Source organism: Nocardia nova, assembly GCF_002933465.1.
GTDB lineage: Bacteria > Actinomycetota > Actinomycetes > Mycobacteriales > Mycobacteriaceae > Nocardia > Nocardia nova_B.
The window spans coordinates 31,720-47,117 of the sequence record NZ_PSZE01000017.1 but is presented as its reverse complement, the minus strand read 5'-3'; the positions used below and the strand labels follow the sequence as shown (position 1 = coordinate 47,117).

At 68.5% G+C, this 15,398-nt stretch carries 17 protein-coding genes; 10 read left to right on the top strand and 7 right to left on the bottom strand.

Going from position 1 to position 15,398, the window contains the following annotated elements; translation table 11 throughout:
• Positions 1–103 precede the first annotated feature (103 nt).
• From C5E41_RS20245 to C5E41_RS20215, 7 genes are all read left to right on the top strand, one after another.
• Positions 104–1,624, top strand: a complete 1,521-nt coding sequence (locus C5E41_RS20245) for a CoA-acylating methylmalonate-semialdehyde dehydrogenase (protein ID WP_104377380.1) — start codon at positions 104–106, stop codon at positions 1,622–1,624.
• Positions 1,625–1,627: 3 nt separating this feature from the next.
• Positions 1,628–2,767: an acyl-CoA dehydrogenase family protein gene (locus C5E41_RS20240; RefSeq protein WP_104377379.1), complete on the top strand. Its 1,140-nt coding sequence runs from the start codon at positions 1,628–1,630 to the stop codon at positions 2,765–2,767.
• 82 nt (positions 2,768–2,849) lie between these two features.
• Entirely contained in the window at positions 2,850–3,932 is a 1,083-nt protein-coding gene (locus C5E41_RS20235) for an enoyl-CoA hydratase/isomerase family protein (protein ID WP_104377378.1), read from the top strand.
• The gene (gene mmsB / locus C5E41_RS20230; protein WP_104377377.1) at positions 3,932–4,846 is read left to right on the top strand and encodes a 3-hydroxyisobutyrate dehydrogenase; all 915 of its coding nucleotides are present in this window, start codon (positions 3,932–3,934) and stop codon (positions 4,844–4,846) included. Before C5E41_RS20235 ends, mmsB begins: the two co-directional genes overlap by 1 nt.
• Positions 4,847–4,862: 16 nt before the next feature.
• The gene (locus C5E41_RS20225) at positions 4,863–5,639 is read left to right on the top strand and encodes an enoyl-CoA hydratase (RefSeq protein ID WP_104377376.1); all 777 of its coding nucleotides are present in this window, start codon (positions 4,863–4,865) and stop codon (positions 5,637–5,639) included.
• 116 nt (positions 5,640–5,755) lie between these two features.
• Complete coding sequence (locus tag C5E41_RS20220) at positions 5,756–6,256, top strand: DUF3558 family protein (RefSeq protein ID WP_181063334.1); 501 nt, start codon at positions 5,756–5,758, stop codon at positions 6,254–6,256.
• 5 nt (positions 6,257–6,261) lie between these two features.
• Complete coding sequence (locus tag C5E41_RS20215; RefSeq protein WP_146097618.1) at positions 6,262–6,768, top strand: DUF3558 family protein; 507 nt, start codon at positions 6,262–6,264, stop codon at positions 6,766–6,768.
• Positions 6,769–6,775: 7 nt separating this feature from the next.
• On the opposite strand, the gene C5E41_RS20210 is transcribed toward C5E41_RS20215, so the two are convergent.
• The 3 genes from C5E41_RS20210 to C5E41_RS20200 form a co-directional block, all read right to left on the bottom strand.
• Entirely contained in the window at positions 6,776–7,858 is a 1,083-nt protein-coding gene (locus C5E41_RS20210; protein WP_258081107.1) for an Hsp70 family protein, read from the bottom strand.
• A 73-nt stretch (positions 7,859–7,931) separates the two neighbouring features.
• A complete protein-coding gene (locus C5E41_RS20205; RefSeq protein ID WP_104377373.1) occupies positions 7,932–8,468 on the bottom strand; it encodes a MarR family winged helix-turn-helix transcriptional regulator in 537 nt (178 codons plus the stop codon).
• 62 nt (positions 8,469–8,530) lie between these two features.
• Positions 8,531–9,937: a metallophosphoesterase gene (locus C5E41_RS20200; protein WP_104377372.1), complete on the bottom strand. Its 1,407-nt coding sequence runs from the start codon at positions 9,935–9,937 to the stop codon at positions 8,531–8,533.
• 143 nt (positions 9,938–10,080) lie between these two features.
• On the opposite strand from C5E41_RS20200, the gene C5E41_RS20195 reads away from it, so the two are divergent.
• The gene (locus C5E41_RS20195) at positions 10,081–11,115 is read left to right on the top strand and encodes an extracellular solute-binding protein (RefSeq protein WP_146097617.1); all 1,035 of its coding nucleotides are present in this window, start codon (positions 10,081–10,083) and stop codon (positions 11,113–11,115) included.
• Between the two features lie 4 nt (positions 11,116–11,119).
• Here the strand turns inward: C5E41_RS20195 and C5E41_RS20190 are convergent, their stop codons facing one another.
• The gene (locus tag C5E41_RS20190) at positions 11,120–11,575 is read right to left on the bottom strand and encodes an EthD domain-containing protein (protein ID WP_181063333.1); all 456 of its coding nucleotides are present in this window, start codon (positions 11,573–11,575) and stop codon (positions 11,120–11,122) included.
• 192 nt (positions 11,576–11,767) lie between these two features.
• On the opposite strand from C5E41_RS20190, the gene C5E41_RS20185 reads away from it, so the two are divergent.
• Positions 11,768–12,178 carry a hypothetical protein gene (locus tag C5E41_RS20185; RefSeq protein ID WP_104377370.1) on the top strand — a complete coding sequence of 137 codons (411 nt, stop codon included), beginning with the start codon at positions 11,768–11,770 and terminating at the stop codon, positions 12,176–12,178.
• Between the two features lie 7 nt (positions 12,179–12,185).
• Here the strand turns inward: C5E41_RS20185 and C5E41_RS20180 are convergent, their stop codons facing one another.
• Positions 12,186–13,355, bottom strand: coding sequence for an FAD-dependent oxidoreductase (locus C5E41_RS20180; RefSeq protein WP_104377369.1), 1,170 nt, complete (start codon positions 13,353–13,355; stop codon positions 12,186–12,188).
• Positions 13,356–13,461: 106 nt separating this feature from the next.
• Here C5E41_RS20180 and C5E41_RS20175 point away from each other — a divergent pair, with 106 nt between their 5' ends.
• Positions 13,462–14,037, top strand: a complete 576-nt coding sequence (locus tag C5E41_RS20175; RefSeq protein ID WP_181063332.1) for a TetR/AcrR family transcriptional regulator — start codon at positions 13,462–13,464, stop codon at positions 14,035–14,037.
• 136 nt (positions 14,038–14,173) lie between these two features.
• Here the strand turns inward: C5E41_RS20175 and C5E41_RS20170 are convergent, their stop codons facing one another.
• Complete coding sequence (locus tag C5E41_RS20170) at positions 14,174–14,662, bottom strand: FBP domain-containing protein (protein ID WP_104377367.1); 489 nt, start codon at positions 14,660–14,662, stop codon at positions 14,174–14,176.
• An 82-nt stretch (positions 14,663–14,744) separates the two neighbouring features.
• The gene (locus tag C5E41_RS20165) at positions 14,745–15,338 is read right to left on the bottom strand and encodes a TetR/AcrR family transcriptional regulator (protein ID WP_258081106.1); all 594 of its coding nucleotides are present in this window, start codon (positions 15,336–15,338) and stop codon (positions 14,745–14,747) included.
• Between the last annotated feature and the right edge of the window lie 60 nt (positions 15,339–15,398).

The window sequence follows — 15,398 nt, the reverse complement described above, 5'->3', positions numbered from 1 at the left end:
GGTGGCAAAAATCACATGGTTTCTAATACTTGGATGTCCAACTATAGGATGGCCGTAGATTTGGCGCACACTCCACCACCGTCGACATCGAGGACGCAGAGGCATGGTTCGGGAACTGACACATTTCATCGCCGGCAAGCATGTGGCCGGCACCTCCGGCAAGTTCGGCGACGTCTACGACCCCAGCACGGGCCAGGTCCAGGCGCGGGTGCCGCTGGCCAGTGTGTCCGAGGTCGAGGCGGCCATCGCGAATGCGGCCGAGGCGCAGCGCACGTGGGCCGCGTTCAATCCGCAGAAGCGGGCCCGGGTGCTGATGAAGTTCGTCGCTCTGGTCCAGGACGAGATGGATTCACTGGCCGCGCTGCTGTCGAGCGAACACGGCAAGACCATTCCCGACGCCAAGGGCGATATCCAGCGCGGGCTCGAGGTGATCGAATTCGCGATCGGGATTCCGCATCTGCTCAAGGGGGAGTACACCGAGAGCGCGGGCACCGGGATCGACGTGTATTCGATGCGGCAGCCGCTCGGTGTGGTCGCCGGCATCACCCCCTTCAACTTTCCGGCCATGATTCCGCTGTGGAAGGCCGGACCGGCGCTGGCCTGCGGTAACGCGTTCGTGCTCAAGCCGTCCGAGCGCGACCCCTCGGTCCCGCTGCGGCTGGCCGAACTGTTCGGCGAGGCCGGGCTGCCGGCCGGTGTGTTCAACGTCGTCAACGGCGACAAGCAGGCGGTCGACACGCTGCTGAACGACGAGCGGATCAAGGCCGTCGGCTTCGTCGGCTCCACCCCGATCGCGCAGTACATCTACGAAACCGCCACCGCGAACGGCAAGCGCGCCCAGTGCTTCGGCGGCGCCAAGAACCACGCGATCGTCATGCCGGACGCCGATCTCGACGATGTCGCCGACCAGCTGATCGGCGCCGGCTACGGCTCGGCGGGCGAACGCTGTATGGCCATCTCGGTGGCGGTGCCGGTCGGCGAGGAGACCGCGGATCGCTTGCGCGCCAAGCTCGTCGAGCGCATCGGCAAGCTGAATGTCGGTCGCTCGGACGATCCGGGCGCGGACTTCGGGCCGCTGGTCGGCCGCGACGGAGTGGACCGGGTGAACAACTACGTTCAAATCGGTGTCGACGAGGGTGCCGAGCTGGTGGTCGACGGTCGGGGGCTGAAGGTCGCGGGCGCCGAGGACGGATTCTTCGTCGGCGCAACGCTTTTCGATAGGGTCACTCCGCAGATGCGGATCTACAAGGAGGAGATCTTCGGTCCGGTGGTCGCGATCGTGCGCGCCGCCGATTACGAGGAGGCGCTGCGGCTGCCGAGCGAGCACGAATTCGGCAACGGCGTCGCGATCTTCACCCGCGACGGCGACACCGCCCGCGATTTCGCCACGCGCGTGCAGGTCGGCATGGTCGGCGTCAACGTTCCGATTCCGGTGCCGATCGCCTACCACACCTTCGGCGGCTGGAAGGCGTCCGGTTTCGGTGACCTGAACCAGCACGGTCCCGACTCGATCCGCTTCTACACCAAGACCAAGACGGTCACCCAGCGCTGGCCGCAGGGCCTGCGGACCGAACCGGCTGCGGGGGCGGGTGCCGATCACTTCGTCATCCCGACGATGGACTGACCGATGTTCGTACTCGACGAGGACGAACAGGCGATCGTGGACACCGCGCGCGGTTTCGCCGACGACCTGCTCGCCCCGAACGCCTTGGAATGGGACGAGCGCAAGCACTTTCCGGTCGACGTGCTGCGCAAGGCCGGCTCGCTCGGCATGGGCGGCATCTACGTCGGCGAGGATGTCGGCGGTTCCGGACTGCGCCGGGTGGACGCGGTGCGGATCTTCGAACAGCTCGCCACCGGCTGCCCGGCGATCGCGGCCTACATCTCCATCCACAACATGGCCGCGTGGATGATCGACAGTTACGGCACCGAGGCCCAGCGCAATCGGTGGCTACCGGGGCTGACCTCGATGGATCTGCTGGCCAGCTATGCGCTCACCGAACCGGGCGTCGGCTCGGACGCGGCGGCCCTGAGCACCAGGGCCGTTCGCGACGGCGACGACTATCTGCTCACCGGGGTCAAGCAGTTCATTTCCGGTGCGGGCAGCACCGATGTGTATGTCCTGATGGCACGGACCGACGACGCCGGCGCCCGCGGCATCTCGGCGTTCATCGTGCCCGCGGATACACCCGGTCTATCCTTCGGCGCCAACGAGAAGAAGATGGGCTGGAACGCCCAGCCGACCCGGCAGGTCATCCTCGACGATGCCCGGGTGCCGGCCGCCAATCTGCTCGGCGGCGAAGGCAACGGATTCCGCATCGCGATGAACGGTCTCAACGGCGGCCGGCTCAACATCGCGGCCTGCTCCCTCGGCGGCGGCCAGACCGCGCTGGACCGGACCGTGGCATATATGGCCCAGCGCAAGGCATTCGGGGCGCGGCTGCTCGACAACGCGGCACTGCAGTTCGACCTCGCGGATATGCGCACCTCGCTGGAGGCGGCGCGGACCCTGCTGTGGCGGGCCGCGGCGGCCCTGGACGCCGATGCCGCCGACAAGGTGGAGTTGTGCGCGATGGCCAAGCGCTTCGCCACCGATGCCGGATTCGAGGTGGCCAACAAGGCTCTGCAATTGCACGGCGGCTACGGCTATCTGGCCGAGTACGGAATCGAGAAGATCGTGCGCGACCTGCGCGTGCACCAGATCCTCGAGGGAACCAACGAGATCATGCGGGTCGTCGTGGCCCGCTCGGTGGTCGGCGCGGCATGAGCGGTCAGCACCCGGAGGAGGCAGTGTGCCTAACCACGGAGGGCGCCCGCTCATGCCGAGTGGATACGGCGTAAGGAAAGATATGACCGAAGCAGAAGTACTGTTCGACAAGCGCGACGGCGTGGGTCTGATCACGCTCAACCGGCCCAAGGCCATCAACGCGCTCAATCACCCGATGGCGCTGGCGATTCTGTCGACCCTGCGCGAGTGGGCCGTCGACGACGAGGTCCGCACGGTGGTGCTGACCGGCGCCGGGGAGCGTGGGCTGTGCGCGGGCGGCGATATCGTCGCCATTCACAACGACGCGAAAAACGCGGTGGCGCATGGTGTTTCACGGCGCGACAGCGCCGATTCGCCGAGCGGCCGGTTCTGGCGTGACGAGTACATCCTCAACGCCGTGATCGGCAACTACCCGAAACCGTATGTGGCCGTGATGGACGGCATCGTGATGGGCGGCGGCGTGGGACTGTCCGCTCACGGCAATCGCCGCATCGTGACCGAGCGGTCGATGGTCGGCATGCCCGAGACCGGTATCGGCTTCATCCCCGATGTGGGCGGGACCTTTCTGCTCGCGCGCACACCGGGTGAACTGGGCACCCACATCGCGCTGACGACGGCGCGCATGGGCGCCGGAGATGCGATCGCGGCCGGGTTCGCCGACTATTTCGTTCCCGCCGAACGCATTCCGGATCTGCTGGCCCAGCTGCGTCGCACCGATGCCGACGCCGCGATCGCGGCCTTCGCGCAGCCCGCGCCGGTGTCGGATCTGGCCGCGCAGCGGTCATGGATCGACGCCTGCTACAGCGCCGACACGGTCGAGGAGATCGTCGCGCGGCTGCAGCGCCACGATGCCCCCGAGGCGGCCAAGGCAGCCGGCGATGTGCTGTCGAAATCGCCGGTGGCACTGAAGGTGACGTTGCGTTCCCTGCGCAACGCCCGCGGGGCGGCGAACCTGGAACAGGCGCTCGATGAGGAGTACCGGGTCTCTGTGGCCGCGTTGACCACGCACGATCTGGTCGAGGGCATCCGTGCCCAGGTGGTCGACAAGGACCGCAATCCCCAGTGGTCGCCCGCCACCCTCGCCGAGGTGTCGGATGCCCTGGTGGACAGCTATTTCGCCGATCTGGGCGACCGGGAACTCGGACTGAGCGGAGCACAGGAGTGATGAGCGTGACGAAGGTGGCCTTTCTGGGCCTCGGGCATATGGGCGGCCCGATGGCGGCGAATCTGGTGCGTGCCGGATATCAGGTACTGGCCTACGACCCGGTGCCGGCCGCGCAGGAACAGGCCCGTGCCGACGGGGCGGAGGTATTCGAGACCGCCGCGGCGGCCGTGACCGAGGCCGAGATCGTGATCACCATGCTGCCCAACGGCCGCATCGTGCTCGACGTCTACGACAGTGTGCTGCCGTCCGCCAAACCCGGCACCCTGTTCATCGACTGCTCCACCATCGACGTCGCCGACGCCAAGCGCGCCGCGCACGTCGTTGTGGCAGCTGGACATCGGGCCTTGGACGCGCCGGTGTCCGGTGGTGTGGGCGGTGCCACCGCCGGCACGTTGACCTTCATGGTCGGCGGCGAGGCCGACGATTTCGCCGCGGCGCGGCCGGTGCTGGACGTGATGGGCGGCAAGGTCGTGCACTGCGGCGGCGCGGGCGTGGGTCAGGCCGCGAAGATCTGCAACAACATGATGCTGGGCATCTCGATGATCGGGCTGTCCGAGGCGATCGTGCTGGGCGAGAAGCTGGGCCTCACCCACGACAAGTTCTACGACGTGGTCTCCACCGCCTCGGGCCAGTGCTGGTCGCTGACCACCTATTGTCCGGTGCCCGGCCCGGTGCCGACCAGCCCGGCCAACAACGACTATCAGCCCGGATTCGCCACCGCGCTGATGAACAAGGACCTCGGCCTGGCCGCGAACGCCCTGCGCGACAACGGTGTCGAGGGACGATTCGGTCTGCTGGCGGCCGAGATCTACGAGCAGTTCAACCGGTCGGCGGGAGACAAGGACTTCTCCGCTATCGTCACCGATATTCGTCGCCGTTCCGGCGCGGAGCCGGGCCAGGATTCCGGCGAGTAGCCGAGAGAGGGAAACAGTGACCGACTTCGAGACCATCCTGTTGGAGCGCACCGGACGCGTCGCGGTGATCACCCTGAACCGGCCGAAGGCCCTCAACGCGTTGAATACGCAGGTGCTCACCGACATCACCGCCGCGCTCGACGAGGTGGAGGCCGATGCGGGAATCGGCGCGGTGGTGCTGACCGGTTCGGAGAAGGCGTTCGCCGCCGGCGCCGATATCAAGGAGATGCAGTCCAAGTCCTATATGGACATGTTCCTGGCCGACTTCTTCCAGGGCTGGGACCGGGTCGGCGCATTCCGCAAGCCGATCGTCGCGGCGGTGGCCGGATACGCCCTGGGCGGCGGGTGCGAGCTGGCGATGATGTGTGACATCCTGATCGCCGCCGACACCGCGAAGTTCGGCCAGCCGGAGATCAAACTGGGCGTGATTCCCGGTATGGGCGGCTCACAGCGCCTGACCCGTGCGGTCGGCAAGGCCAAGGCCATGGATCTGATTCTCACCGGCCGCAATATGGACGCCGAGGAGGCCGAACGCGCCGGACTCGTGGCCCGCGTCGTACCGGCGGCGGAACTGCTGTCCACCGCGCGGGAGGTCGCCGAGACCATCGCCGGCATGTCGCTGCCGTCGGTGATGATCGCCAAGGAGGCGGTGAACCGGTCCTACGAAAGCACCCTCGCCGAGGGCCTGCGTTTCGAGCGCCGGGTGTTCCACTCGCTGTTCGCCACCGAGGATCAGACCGAGGGCATGACCGCCTTCGTGGAGAAGCGCGCGGCGAACTTCGAACATCGCTGAGCAGTCTCATCACCGAGCACCGCTCGTAGTGGACGGCCCGGCCGCCGCCGTGTTCGCCTATCCGGCGAGTACGTGCCGACGGGGGACCGGGCCGATCTTCCCGTACGCTCATCGGCGTGAGATGGGTAGTCGCCGCGATCACAGTGGCCACCGCTGTGGTGGTGGCGGGATGCGGCGCGTCCGGGCCCACACCGGCAGCGACGAGTCCGGCCCCGGCGCCGGTCTCCGCGCAGGCACTGGCGGTCGCCGAGTGCGGGTCCGCCACCGATGCGGATGTCGTTGCGGCAACCGGGATTTCCGGCATACAGCAGGTATCGGCCAATCCGCTGCGCTGCCGCTGGGAGGCGGCCGCGGGCACCTCGGTGACCTTCGAATGGTTCCGCGCCAGTCCGATCGCCGCGTATAACGTCACCGACCCCGCGGCCCAGGTGGCGCCGCTGCGGATCGGTGACCACACCGGCCGGATCTTCTCCACACCGCAGTGGTGTGAGGCCGCCGTCGATTCCGGTGCCGCGGATTTCGTCGACTGGCGTGCCGACGAGTCGCAACCGGCTGCGGCACAAGCCTGTTCGGCCGTGCGGCAGCTGGCCGCGGCGACCCTGGCGAAGGCGGGGTGACGGCGATGCGCCGAGCTGGCCGGCTCCTCGTCGCGGTGGCGTTGATCGCCGCCGCGGTCGGATGTTCCTCGGGGCCGATTCCCGCGCAGCGGCCGGTGCAGGCCGAGGACGGACTACTGCAGGGTTGCGGCCCGGAAACCGATGCCGAGATCGCGAATCTGGTGCACGCCACCGCCGTTCACCGCGAGGGCGGGCCGACCGTCTGTGCCTGGGAGGGCAACTACCCGGACGGCGGCGTCGTCGACATCACCTACGCCTGGTTCGCACAGGACTCGTTGTTGCGCGACGGACAGGTCGCCGCGGCGTTGGGCTACCGCACCGAGCATCTGGTGATCGGCAGTTTCGGTGGCCTGATCTGGCACGATCCCCGGGACCCGGGCAGTTGCGGGGTGTCGGCCGCCGATTCCGGGACCGTCACCTACTGGGTGCAGAACCGCTCCCGTCTCGCCTCCCCGGACCCGTGCGTCGCGGCGACGGACGCCGAGAAGGCCACCGTCAAACTCGACGGATGATCCGCCGTTACTTGCCGGGTGCGGGTTCGGCACTGGTACCCGCGACCTCCACGGGACGGGCCGGTGTGCCGTCGTGCGCGGGCCGCGCCGCCTCGTGCCCGGTGACCAGCAAGCCGGTGACCGTCGCGCCGAGCGCCGCGGTCACCGCCAGCGCCGCGACCACTTTGCGTCGCGATACCGCCGGTCGCGGGGTCGAGGCCGCCGATCCGCACTGGGGCGGGGTGAATCGGATACCGCGCACCCGGCGCGCCGACGGTTGTTCGGTGGCCATCAGCACCGCGCCGCGGGCGGAGACGAAATCCGGCTCCGGATCGTAGATCACCGGCAGATCCAGCAGCTGCTCGAGCGACTCCCGGATACTCGGGCTGCGTGCGCAGCCGCCCAGCAGCGCCACCGCCCGTGGCGGGACCCCGGTCTCCTCGATCAACTGCCGCACATACGACACCGAATGATGGATCCCGGCCGCGACCAGATCGTGGAAGTCGCTGCGGGTCACGACGATTCGCGTGCCCGAGCGGGGATCGCCGGCGGTCACCACCCGGGTGGCGCTGAGCTGTTCCTTGTATTCACGCCCGGTGGCATTGTCGATCTCGACACCGCTGTGCGCGAGATGCCAGCGCAGCAGGGCGTCGTGGCCGTCGCCGCCCAGGAGGGTGCTGCGCTTACCGGCCAGAATGGCCTGGGTGCGGCAATCGGCCTCGGTGAGGGTGAGCCCGGAGCTGCCGAGGTCGTAGAGCAGCACCGCGCCCTCGTCGGGCAGCTGTCCGCTGAACCGCAGATAGCGCAGCTGGGCCGGCGGTTCGTCGATGATGGTGAGCCGGCTGCGTTCGGCCGCCGCCCGGATGGCCTCGGCGTGCAGCGCGCAGCGGGAGGTGACGGCGATGCCGGTGACGAATTCGTCGCGTTCGGCCGCGGAGGCTCGCATCGCGTCGATCGCCTCGAAGACCGGCTCCTCGACCCCGGCTCCCGCGCGGCGTGCGACCACGCAGCGTTCGATCGGCGGCAGATGGGGCTGATCCGAGTGGGTGAGCATGGCGCGCGCGCCACCAGCGCCCGCCGACACGCCCAGGACCAGCACCATGGCGTCCATGGTGAACCTTTCGGCCGCCGATGGGAAGGCAGCGCCCCGGGATGTCGCTGCAGGAATGCTGGCAACCCGGCCGTCAGGCCCAGCGAGTCGGCGTGTCGCCGCTGTCGAAGTCCCCCGCCTCGCGCCGGAATTCCGCCAGCAACTGCAGCAGGAGGTGGAGACGCTCCGGAGGTAGTCCCGGCCGGGCGAAGACCTTCTCGTTCAACTCCCGGGTCGCCGCCGCCGCCAGATCGCGCCCGGCGGCCGTGATCTCGATCAGGGTTGCCCGGCGGTCGCTGGGGTGTGGTACTCGTTTGACCAGTTGGGCGGCTTCGAGCCGATCGACGGTATTGGTGACACTCGTCGGGTGGACCTGCAGCCGGGCGCTGGCCATCGCCATCGGCAGCGCCCCGGTCTTGCTGAAGCTGAGCAGCGTCAGCAGTTCGTAGCGGGAAAAAGTCAGTCCCGACGGGCGCAGTGCCTCGTCCACCCGGGCCATCACGATCTGCTGGGCACGCACCAGGGAGGTCACCGCGGCCATCCCGTCGGCGACATCGGCCCAGCCGTGCGAGGTCCACTGGCGGTGGGCCTCTTCGATGGGGTCCAGCGGAAGCGGGCGAGGTGCGGCCATACCGCCGAGTGTATTTGCCCGTCCGCTCCCACGCTGCGGTCCGGAGTCGCCGAATCGGTGATTCAGGACAGTCCCGAAAGATCACCGAGGACAACATGGTTGCGATCGGCGGTGCTGCCCAGTGTGTATTCGGGCATCAATCCGAGATATTCGGCCCGGCTGCGGGTGCTCCACCGCCGCGCGTCCGGGGTGCGGGTTTTGTAGAAATTGACCATGTAGCCGCCCTCGAAGAGGCGCAGCAGGGTGTAGCCGCCCGGATACTCCTTCAGCGCGCCCACTTCAAGGAATTCCACCCGGAGCGGGATGTCGGGCCGGGTGCGGCGATTACGGTGGGTGTGGCCCGCGTGGTGGAAGAACACCCCCGGCGTCGATCGATACAGCTGCTGCAGGGTGAGCGCGTCCGTTCGATTCAGCACGAAATTCGGCCCGGCGAGATTGGTCAGGCCCGATTCCGCGGTGACCGGATGATGTCCGAAGACGACCGTCGGCCGATCGGGGTCGCGGTTCAGCGATTCCCGCAGGCGATCGAATTGCTCGGGACCGATACTGCCTCCGGATCCGTCGAGTTCGGTGGTGTCGAGCCCGATCAGCCGCAATCCACCGAGCCGGTGTTCGCTGAATTGGGCGGGGGGAAGGAAGGATTCGCCCCAGCAGTCGTAGTGATCGGCGGTCACGGCGGGGCAGACGGCGTAGTCGGCGCCGGTATGCGGCCGGTCGTGATTGCCGCGCGCGGCGATCCAATCCCGCCCCTCGATTCCCCAGGCGTCCAGCCGGTTTCGTATCGTCCGGGTCTGCTCGGGAGTAGCTTCCGCGGTCAGATCACCGGCAAGGATCAGATGGTCGGCGCCGCGATCCGGCCGGCGGAGATCGTCGAGCAATGCCGCGAGCATCACCTCGGGATACGGCGGCAGTCCCGGCTCCTGCCGCACGCCCGGCGGTTGGCCGGCGGCGATGATGCCGCTGGTCTCCTCACCCATGTGCACGTCGTTGCAGAGAGCGAGGGTGCGCAGCAGCCGGCCCGGGGGAGCGACCAGAGTGGTGAATTCGCCGGCGCATTCGGGTGCGCCCGGGAGATGGGTGACCAGCTCCGGCGCCGGTACCGCCCGCACGCCGTCCGACCACGCCTCGAATCGATACCGCCGGCCCGGTTCCAGGTTGTCGATCTGGGCGTAGTGATACGGCGTCCGATCGGCCGCCACGGCAACCGTCCGGGCGGGTCCGGTGGAATCCGCAGGAGCCAACCGGATTTCGGTGCCCGCATCGACCGGTACCGGTGCTCCCGCCGCATCGGCGGCCAGGGTCGTCCAGGTGATGATCGCCGACGTGTCGGTGATCGTGACCACCTCGAGATCGGTCGCGCGCAGTGAATTCTCCTGTGCCCGAGCCGAACCCGGGAGTACGAGCGGTGCGGCGGCCGCGGCGGCCAACGCCGCCAGCAGCCGGCGTCGATTCGGCCCGCAGCAGGTCATCGTCGCTCCCTCGGGGGTGGTCGGTTCCGATCCAGAGCCGACCCTACCCAGACCGGCGCCATACCGCGTTCCGGGTCGCGAACCCACCCGGTAGGTTGGCTAGCCGGTCGCCTCGGCGCAATTTCCGATCGGAAGGACGGTCCATGGCATCGGCGCAGCAGCACGAACGCTCCCGGCGGAAACTCGTGCTCGGCGTGGTGGCGCTGGCCGCCTCGGCGATGGTCACCGCCTGTTCGGCGTCGTCGGACGAGCCGGAGATCGTGGTCTACAACGCGCACGATCAGCGCCTGACCCGGCAGTGGGCCGACGCCTTCACCGAGCAGACCGGGATCCGGTTGACGCTGCGCGACGGCGCCGATGCCGAAGTCGCCGACCAGGTGCTGGCCGAGGGGGACCGATCGCCCGCCGATGTGGTTCTCACCGAGAATTCACCGGCCATGGCCCGGATGGAACGCGCTGGACTGTTCGCCGACCTCGACCCCGCCACCCTCGCGCAGGTGCCCGAACGGTTCCGTCCGAATTCGAGGCACTGGACCGGAATCGCCGCGCGCGCAACGGCTTTCGTCGTCCATCCGGCCGATATTCCGTCCGCCGAGCTGCCCGACGGATTGCTGGACCTGCAACAGCCGCAGTGGCACGGCCGCTGGACGGCGGATCCGCACGGCGCGGATTTCCAGGCGATCGCCGCGGCGCTGCTGGAACTCGACGGCGAGAACACCACGCGCGCGTGGCTGCACGGGGTGAAGGACAACGCATCCGTCGCGCCGAACGGTTTTGCCGCACTGAAATCCGTCGGCGCGGGCGGGGTCGGCGGCGCGCTGGTCTTCGCCACCGACTGGTACCGCGCACAGCTCGCGCCCGAGCGGATCACCGGTCCCTCGGTGCCGCATTATTTCCGCGGCGGCGACCCGGGCGGGTACCTCTCGCTGTCCGGTGCGGGCGTGCTGAAGTCGAGCCGGCACGCGGCCGACGCGCAGCGGTTCGTGCGATTCGTGACGGCCGCAGCCGGCCAGCGTCTGCTCAGCGGCGGTGCGGCCATGGAGTATCCGGTGGCTCCCGGAGTGCCCGCCGACCCGGCGCTGCCGCCGCTGGATGCATTGGACCCGCCGCGTGTGAATCCGAGCGACCTCGACCCGGACAGGGTCGAGGCGCTGATGCGCGAGGCCGGGCTGCTGTGATCCGCTACGAAGCGGTCAGGTCGTAGCGGTACCTGCTCGTCGGGATGACATCGAGGTCGCGATCGGCGCCGAAGGTGGCAACGCCGGCCATCATGCGCCCGGCGCGGCGCTGCAACTCCGCGTCGTCACCACCGCTGCCCCAGAACGCGTGCTGGTCGGTCAACGCATCCATCGGGAACAGTTCCTCGACCAGCGCGTCCACCCGCGGGCCCGGAGTGACCGCGGCGACCACGGTGTTCTGCACATAACCGAAGGTCGCCTGGGTTTCGATGGCCACGGTGGTATGCCGATCCTGCCAATTGTGCAGCCATTCGGCGCGGCTCAGTTCCTTCGGAATCCGCAGCAGCGCGATATTGGCCAGCGCGTCGTAGCGGGTTCCGTCCGGGGGCCGCGCGGTCGTGAGCGGTTCGCGTTCCGCCACGATCCAGCCGTTGATCCGCTCGGCGACGCCGCTGAGCACATCGGTGATCGGCCCGTTCTGCCCTTCGCTCCAGACCGGTAATTCCGTCCACCGCGCGACACTCGCGATTCGCCGAACCCGGTCCCGCTCACCGGGACCGAATCGGATGCCGGATCGCCGCGATCGTGCGACGGTCCGGAGGGGTCGGTCGCCTACAGTGAGAGCGACATTCATCCGGTGAGAGGAGACCAGGTGCGCCGCATACTGTTCGCGATGACGCTGTGTGCCGCTGTACTGCCCGCGCTCGCCTGCTCCGCCGAGGCCGACCGCGCACCGGCGGGTACCTCAGCGCCCGCGTCCGCGCCCGCGGCTGCCGACCACGGCACCGACGGCACGATCGAGGTGGTGGCCACCCACGGTCCCGAGAAGTACGCCGCCGCCGGCCTCGCCGCGGGGATCACCACCTGTCAGGCCGGTTCGGTGCTGGCGACCCTGACCACCGGCCGCGACGGCAAGGCCCACCAGGATGTCGCCGCCGACTGCTATCAGGTCCAGGTGACATCGGTTCCGATGGGATGCCGGTTGGCCACCGACACCGCCAAGAAGGTCGATGTGGTGGCCGGCCGGACCGCGACCGCGGAGTTCGGATTGGCCTGCGCCTGAGCGCATGTCACCGGTTGGCGAGTTCGGCGAGCCGGTAGGCCAGCGTTGTGCGCACCGCCGGAACGCGGGTGACCAGGCGGATCGCGGTATTGCGCAGCATGCGGGCCGGTCGCGGGCGCAGGGTCGCCATCCGGGTCATGCGATCGGTGAAGGCGACCACGTCCAGCGCGACCGGGCGACGGGTGCGCTCGTACTCGTCGAGCAGCGCGGCGGGTTCACCGCTCAGGACCCGGGCCAGCAGCGTGCCCAGTAGGGCGGCGTCCTGAATGCCGGTGTTCATTCCCTGCCCACCGGCGGGGCTGTGCACGTGTGCGGCGTCTCCGGCCAGCAGAATCCGCCCGGCGCGGTACCGCTCGGCCACTCGGTGATGTACGCGGAAACGCGAGCTCCACAACACCTCTCGTACCGTGGCGCCCGGGCAGCGGGCATCGAGCAGCGCTTGCACCTGCGCGCGGGTGGGCTGTTCGGGCGCTTCGGCGACGGTGGCGACGATGCGGAAACGATCGTGCTCGGGGTCCGGCAGCGGCGCGACGACGGTGATGCCCTCCGGCGAGACGTGCAGCGATACTTCGTCACGGGGTGCGGGCCAGTCCATCCGCACATCCGCGAGGGCGAACGATTCCGGATAGGTGGCGCCGGTGAATCCGATTCCCGCCGCCTCGCGGACCCGGCTGTGCATCCCGTCCGCCCCGATGACGTAACCGGCCCGGATCGACCCGGATTTCCCTGTGGCATCGGTGAATTCGACGGTGACCGCCTCCTCGCCCGGTATCACCGCGGTGACCTCGACGGGCCGCAGAACCGTTCCGCCCGCCCGGTGCAGCCGGTCGAGCAGGACCGCCTCGGTCGTCTCCTGGCCGATCATCAGCGTGTAGGGGAACGGTGTCGGCAGCCCGGAGAAGTCGATGGTGGTCAGCCGATCGGTGCCTTCGTACATGACGAAGCGCGGTACCTCCAGGCCGCGGCTGTGCAGGGCCGCGGCGATGCCGAATTCGTCGAGTACCTCCAAGGTCCGGGCGTGGACCACCGCGGCGCGGGACGTGTTCGCCCCGGCGGCAAGCCGATCCAGCACAACCACGTCGGCGCCGGCATCGGCGAGCGCGATCGCGGCGGTCAGCCCGGCGGGTCCGGCGCCGACGATGACGACCGCGGCGGTGGCGGGCACGGTGCTGTTCATGACTACTCCCTCAGTTCACCAACGTATGTTGGCCAACAGTTGTTGACATCGAGATTAGAACCGTGCGCGCTGGAAAGTCAACAGTTGTTGGCCTACGGTTGTGGGCATGAGTGAGGACACTGCGCCACGCCGCTCGGACGCCACCCGCGCGGCGATTCTGGAGGCGGCCCGCCGGCATTTCGCCCGCGAGGGATTCGCCAAGGCGACCATTCGGGCCATCGCCGCCGACGCCGGCATCGATCCGTCGATGGTGATGCGGTACTACGGCAACAAGGACGGCCTGTTCGACGCGGCGCTCGATGTCGATCTCGGCCTCCCGGATCTGGCGGCGGTGGCCGAGGACGAGTTGGGCGAGACGGTCGCGCGACGTTTCCTGGAACTCTGGGAGACGCCACCGAGTAACGAACTGCTGCTAACCCTCTTGCGGTCGTCGGTGTCGGACGAGACTGTGGCGCAACGGTTTCAACGTGTTTTCGCCGAACAGCTGATGCCGATGGTGACCCGGGTCGGCGATCCCGCGGACGCGCCGCGGCGAGCCGGGTTGGTGGTCTCGCAGATTCTGGGGCTGGCGGTGTGCCGCTATGTGCTGCGCCTGCCGCCGGTGGTGGCGTTGACGGCCGAGGAGATCGTCGCGGAGATCGGTGCGACGGTGCAGCGGTATCTGGTGTCGGTGCCGATGTGAGACGGGCCGGGAGGAGATATGAGAATGCCCCGAGTCCGGCGTTGCGGGCTCGGGGCGTCAGGGCTGCGGTGCGGTCCTCGAGTGTCGGCGCACGGCATCTACCTCCGTTCGATCGGGTGGATGCTGTCCTGGTCGGTCAGCTGTAGAGACGCTCGACGAATGCGCGCAGGTTGGTGCGCACCCGCTCGGCCTTCTCCTCGTCGGTCAGATCCTCGCGGTAGCGGTTGCCCAGCGCCGGACGCTTCTTGTTGCGCGCGTACAGCGAACAGGCGAGGTCGGTGCACATGTAGATGCCGATCGAATTACCACGCCGCCCGGATTCGCCGACCTTGGGCGCTGTGAGCAGCGACACGCCGCTACCGGTGTGCGTGGTCAGGCAGATCGAGCACAGCTGGGCCCGGCCGGATCCGCCCGTCTCATAGCGCATCGCCACGCCGACCAGCCGATCGTCGTGCGGGGTCACCAGATACGCTCGGCCCGGCATCGACCGATCGTTCCAGCCGAAGAAGTCCAGATCGTCCCACGGTTGCGCGTCGAGATCCCGGGGGACCGGCATGCGTTTGGCATCGCCCTTGGAACAGTTCGCGAACGACGAGCGGATCTCGCGTTCGGTCAGTGGTTGCACGTGTTCACTCCCTTCCGAATGGATGAATGGAAAACGGAGCGAGGCTACGACCACCGACCGCTGCGGGCAATCGAATATCGGCTCAACCGGTGGTGCGCAGGCCGGCGAGGGTGACCGTGATCAGCCGTTCGGCCGCATCGGGTGATGTTTCGCACGCGACGCCGATCCCGTGGCCCAGGCGCAACAGATCGCGTGGTTCGATTTCCGGGCGAACCAACCCGGCTTCCTGAGCCGGTTGCAGGACCGAGGTCGCGGCGTCGGTGATCAGTTTCGAGCACAGCGTGAAGGTCTGCGATCCGTGGTCGATGGCGGCCTTGAGGGTCACCGCCAGACTGCGTTTGTCCATCACGAACCGCACCTGGGCGCGGAACCACTGCTCCAGAGCGTCGAGAGGGCGGAGGGTTTCGGTCAGTTCGGCGGCGAGCTCGGCCAACGCCTCGATGCTCGATCGATAGACGGCCTCGATGAGCGCGTCCCGGTTGGGGAAGTGCCGGTAGAGCGTGCCTGGCCCCACCGCGGCGCGGCGGGCCACCTCGTCGAGGGGCGCCTCGGGGCCGTGTTCGGCGAACGCCTCCCGGGCGCATTCGAGTATGCGCTCGTAGTTGCGCCGCGCATCCGCGCGCATCGGACGCGGCCGCGCCGCGCGCCCGGACCCCTGTGTCGACGGTGCGCTCACGATTCCTCCAGTGGAAGCGGACGAACTCTCCGCTTAGTCTTGCGTAACCGGAGAACTTCT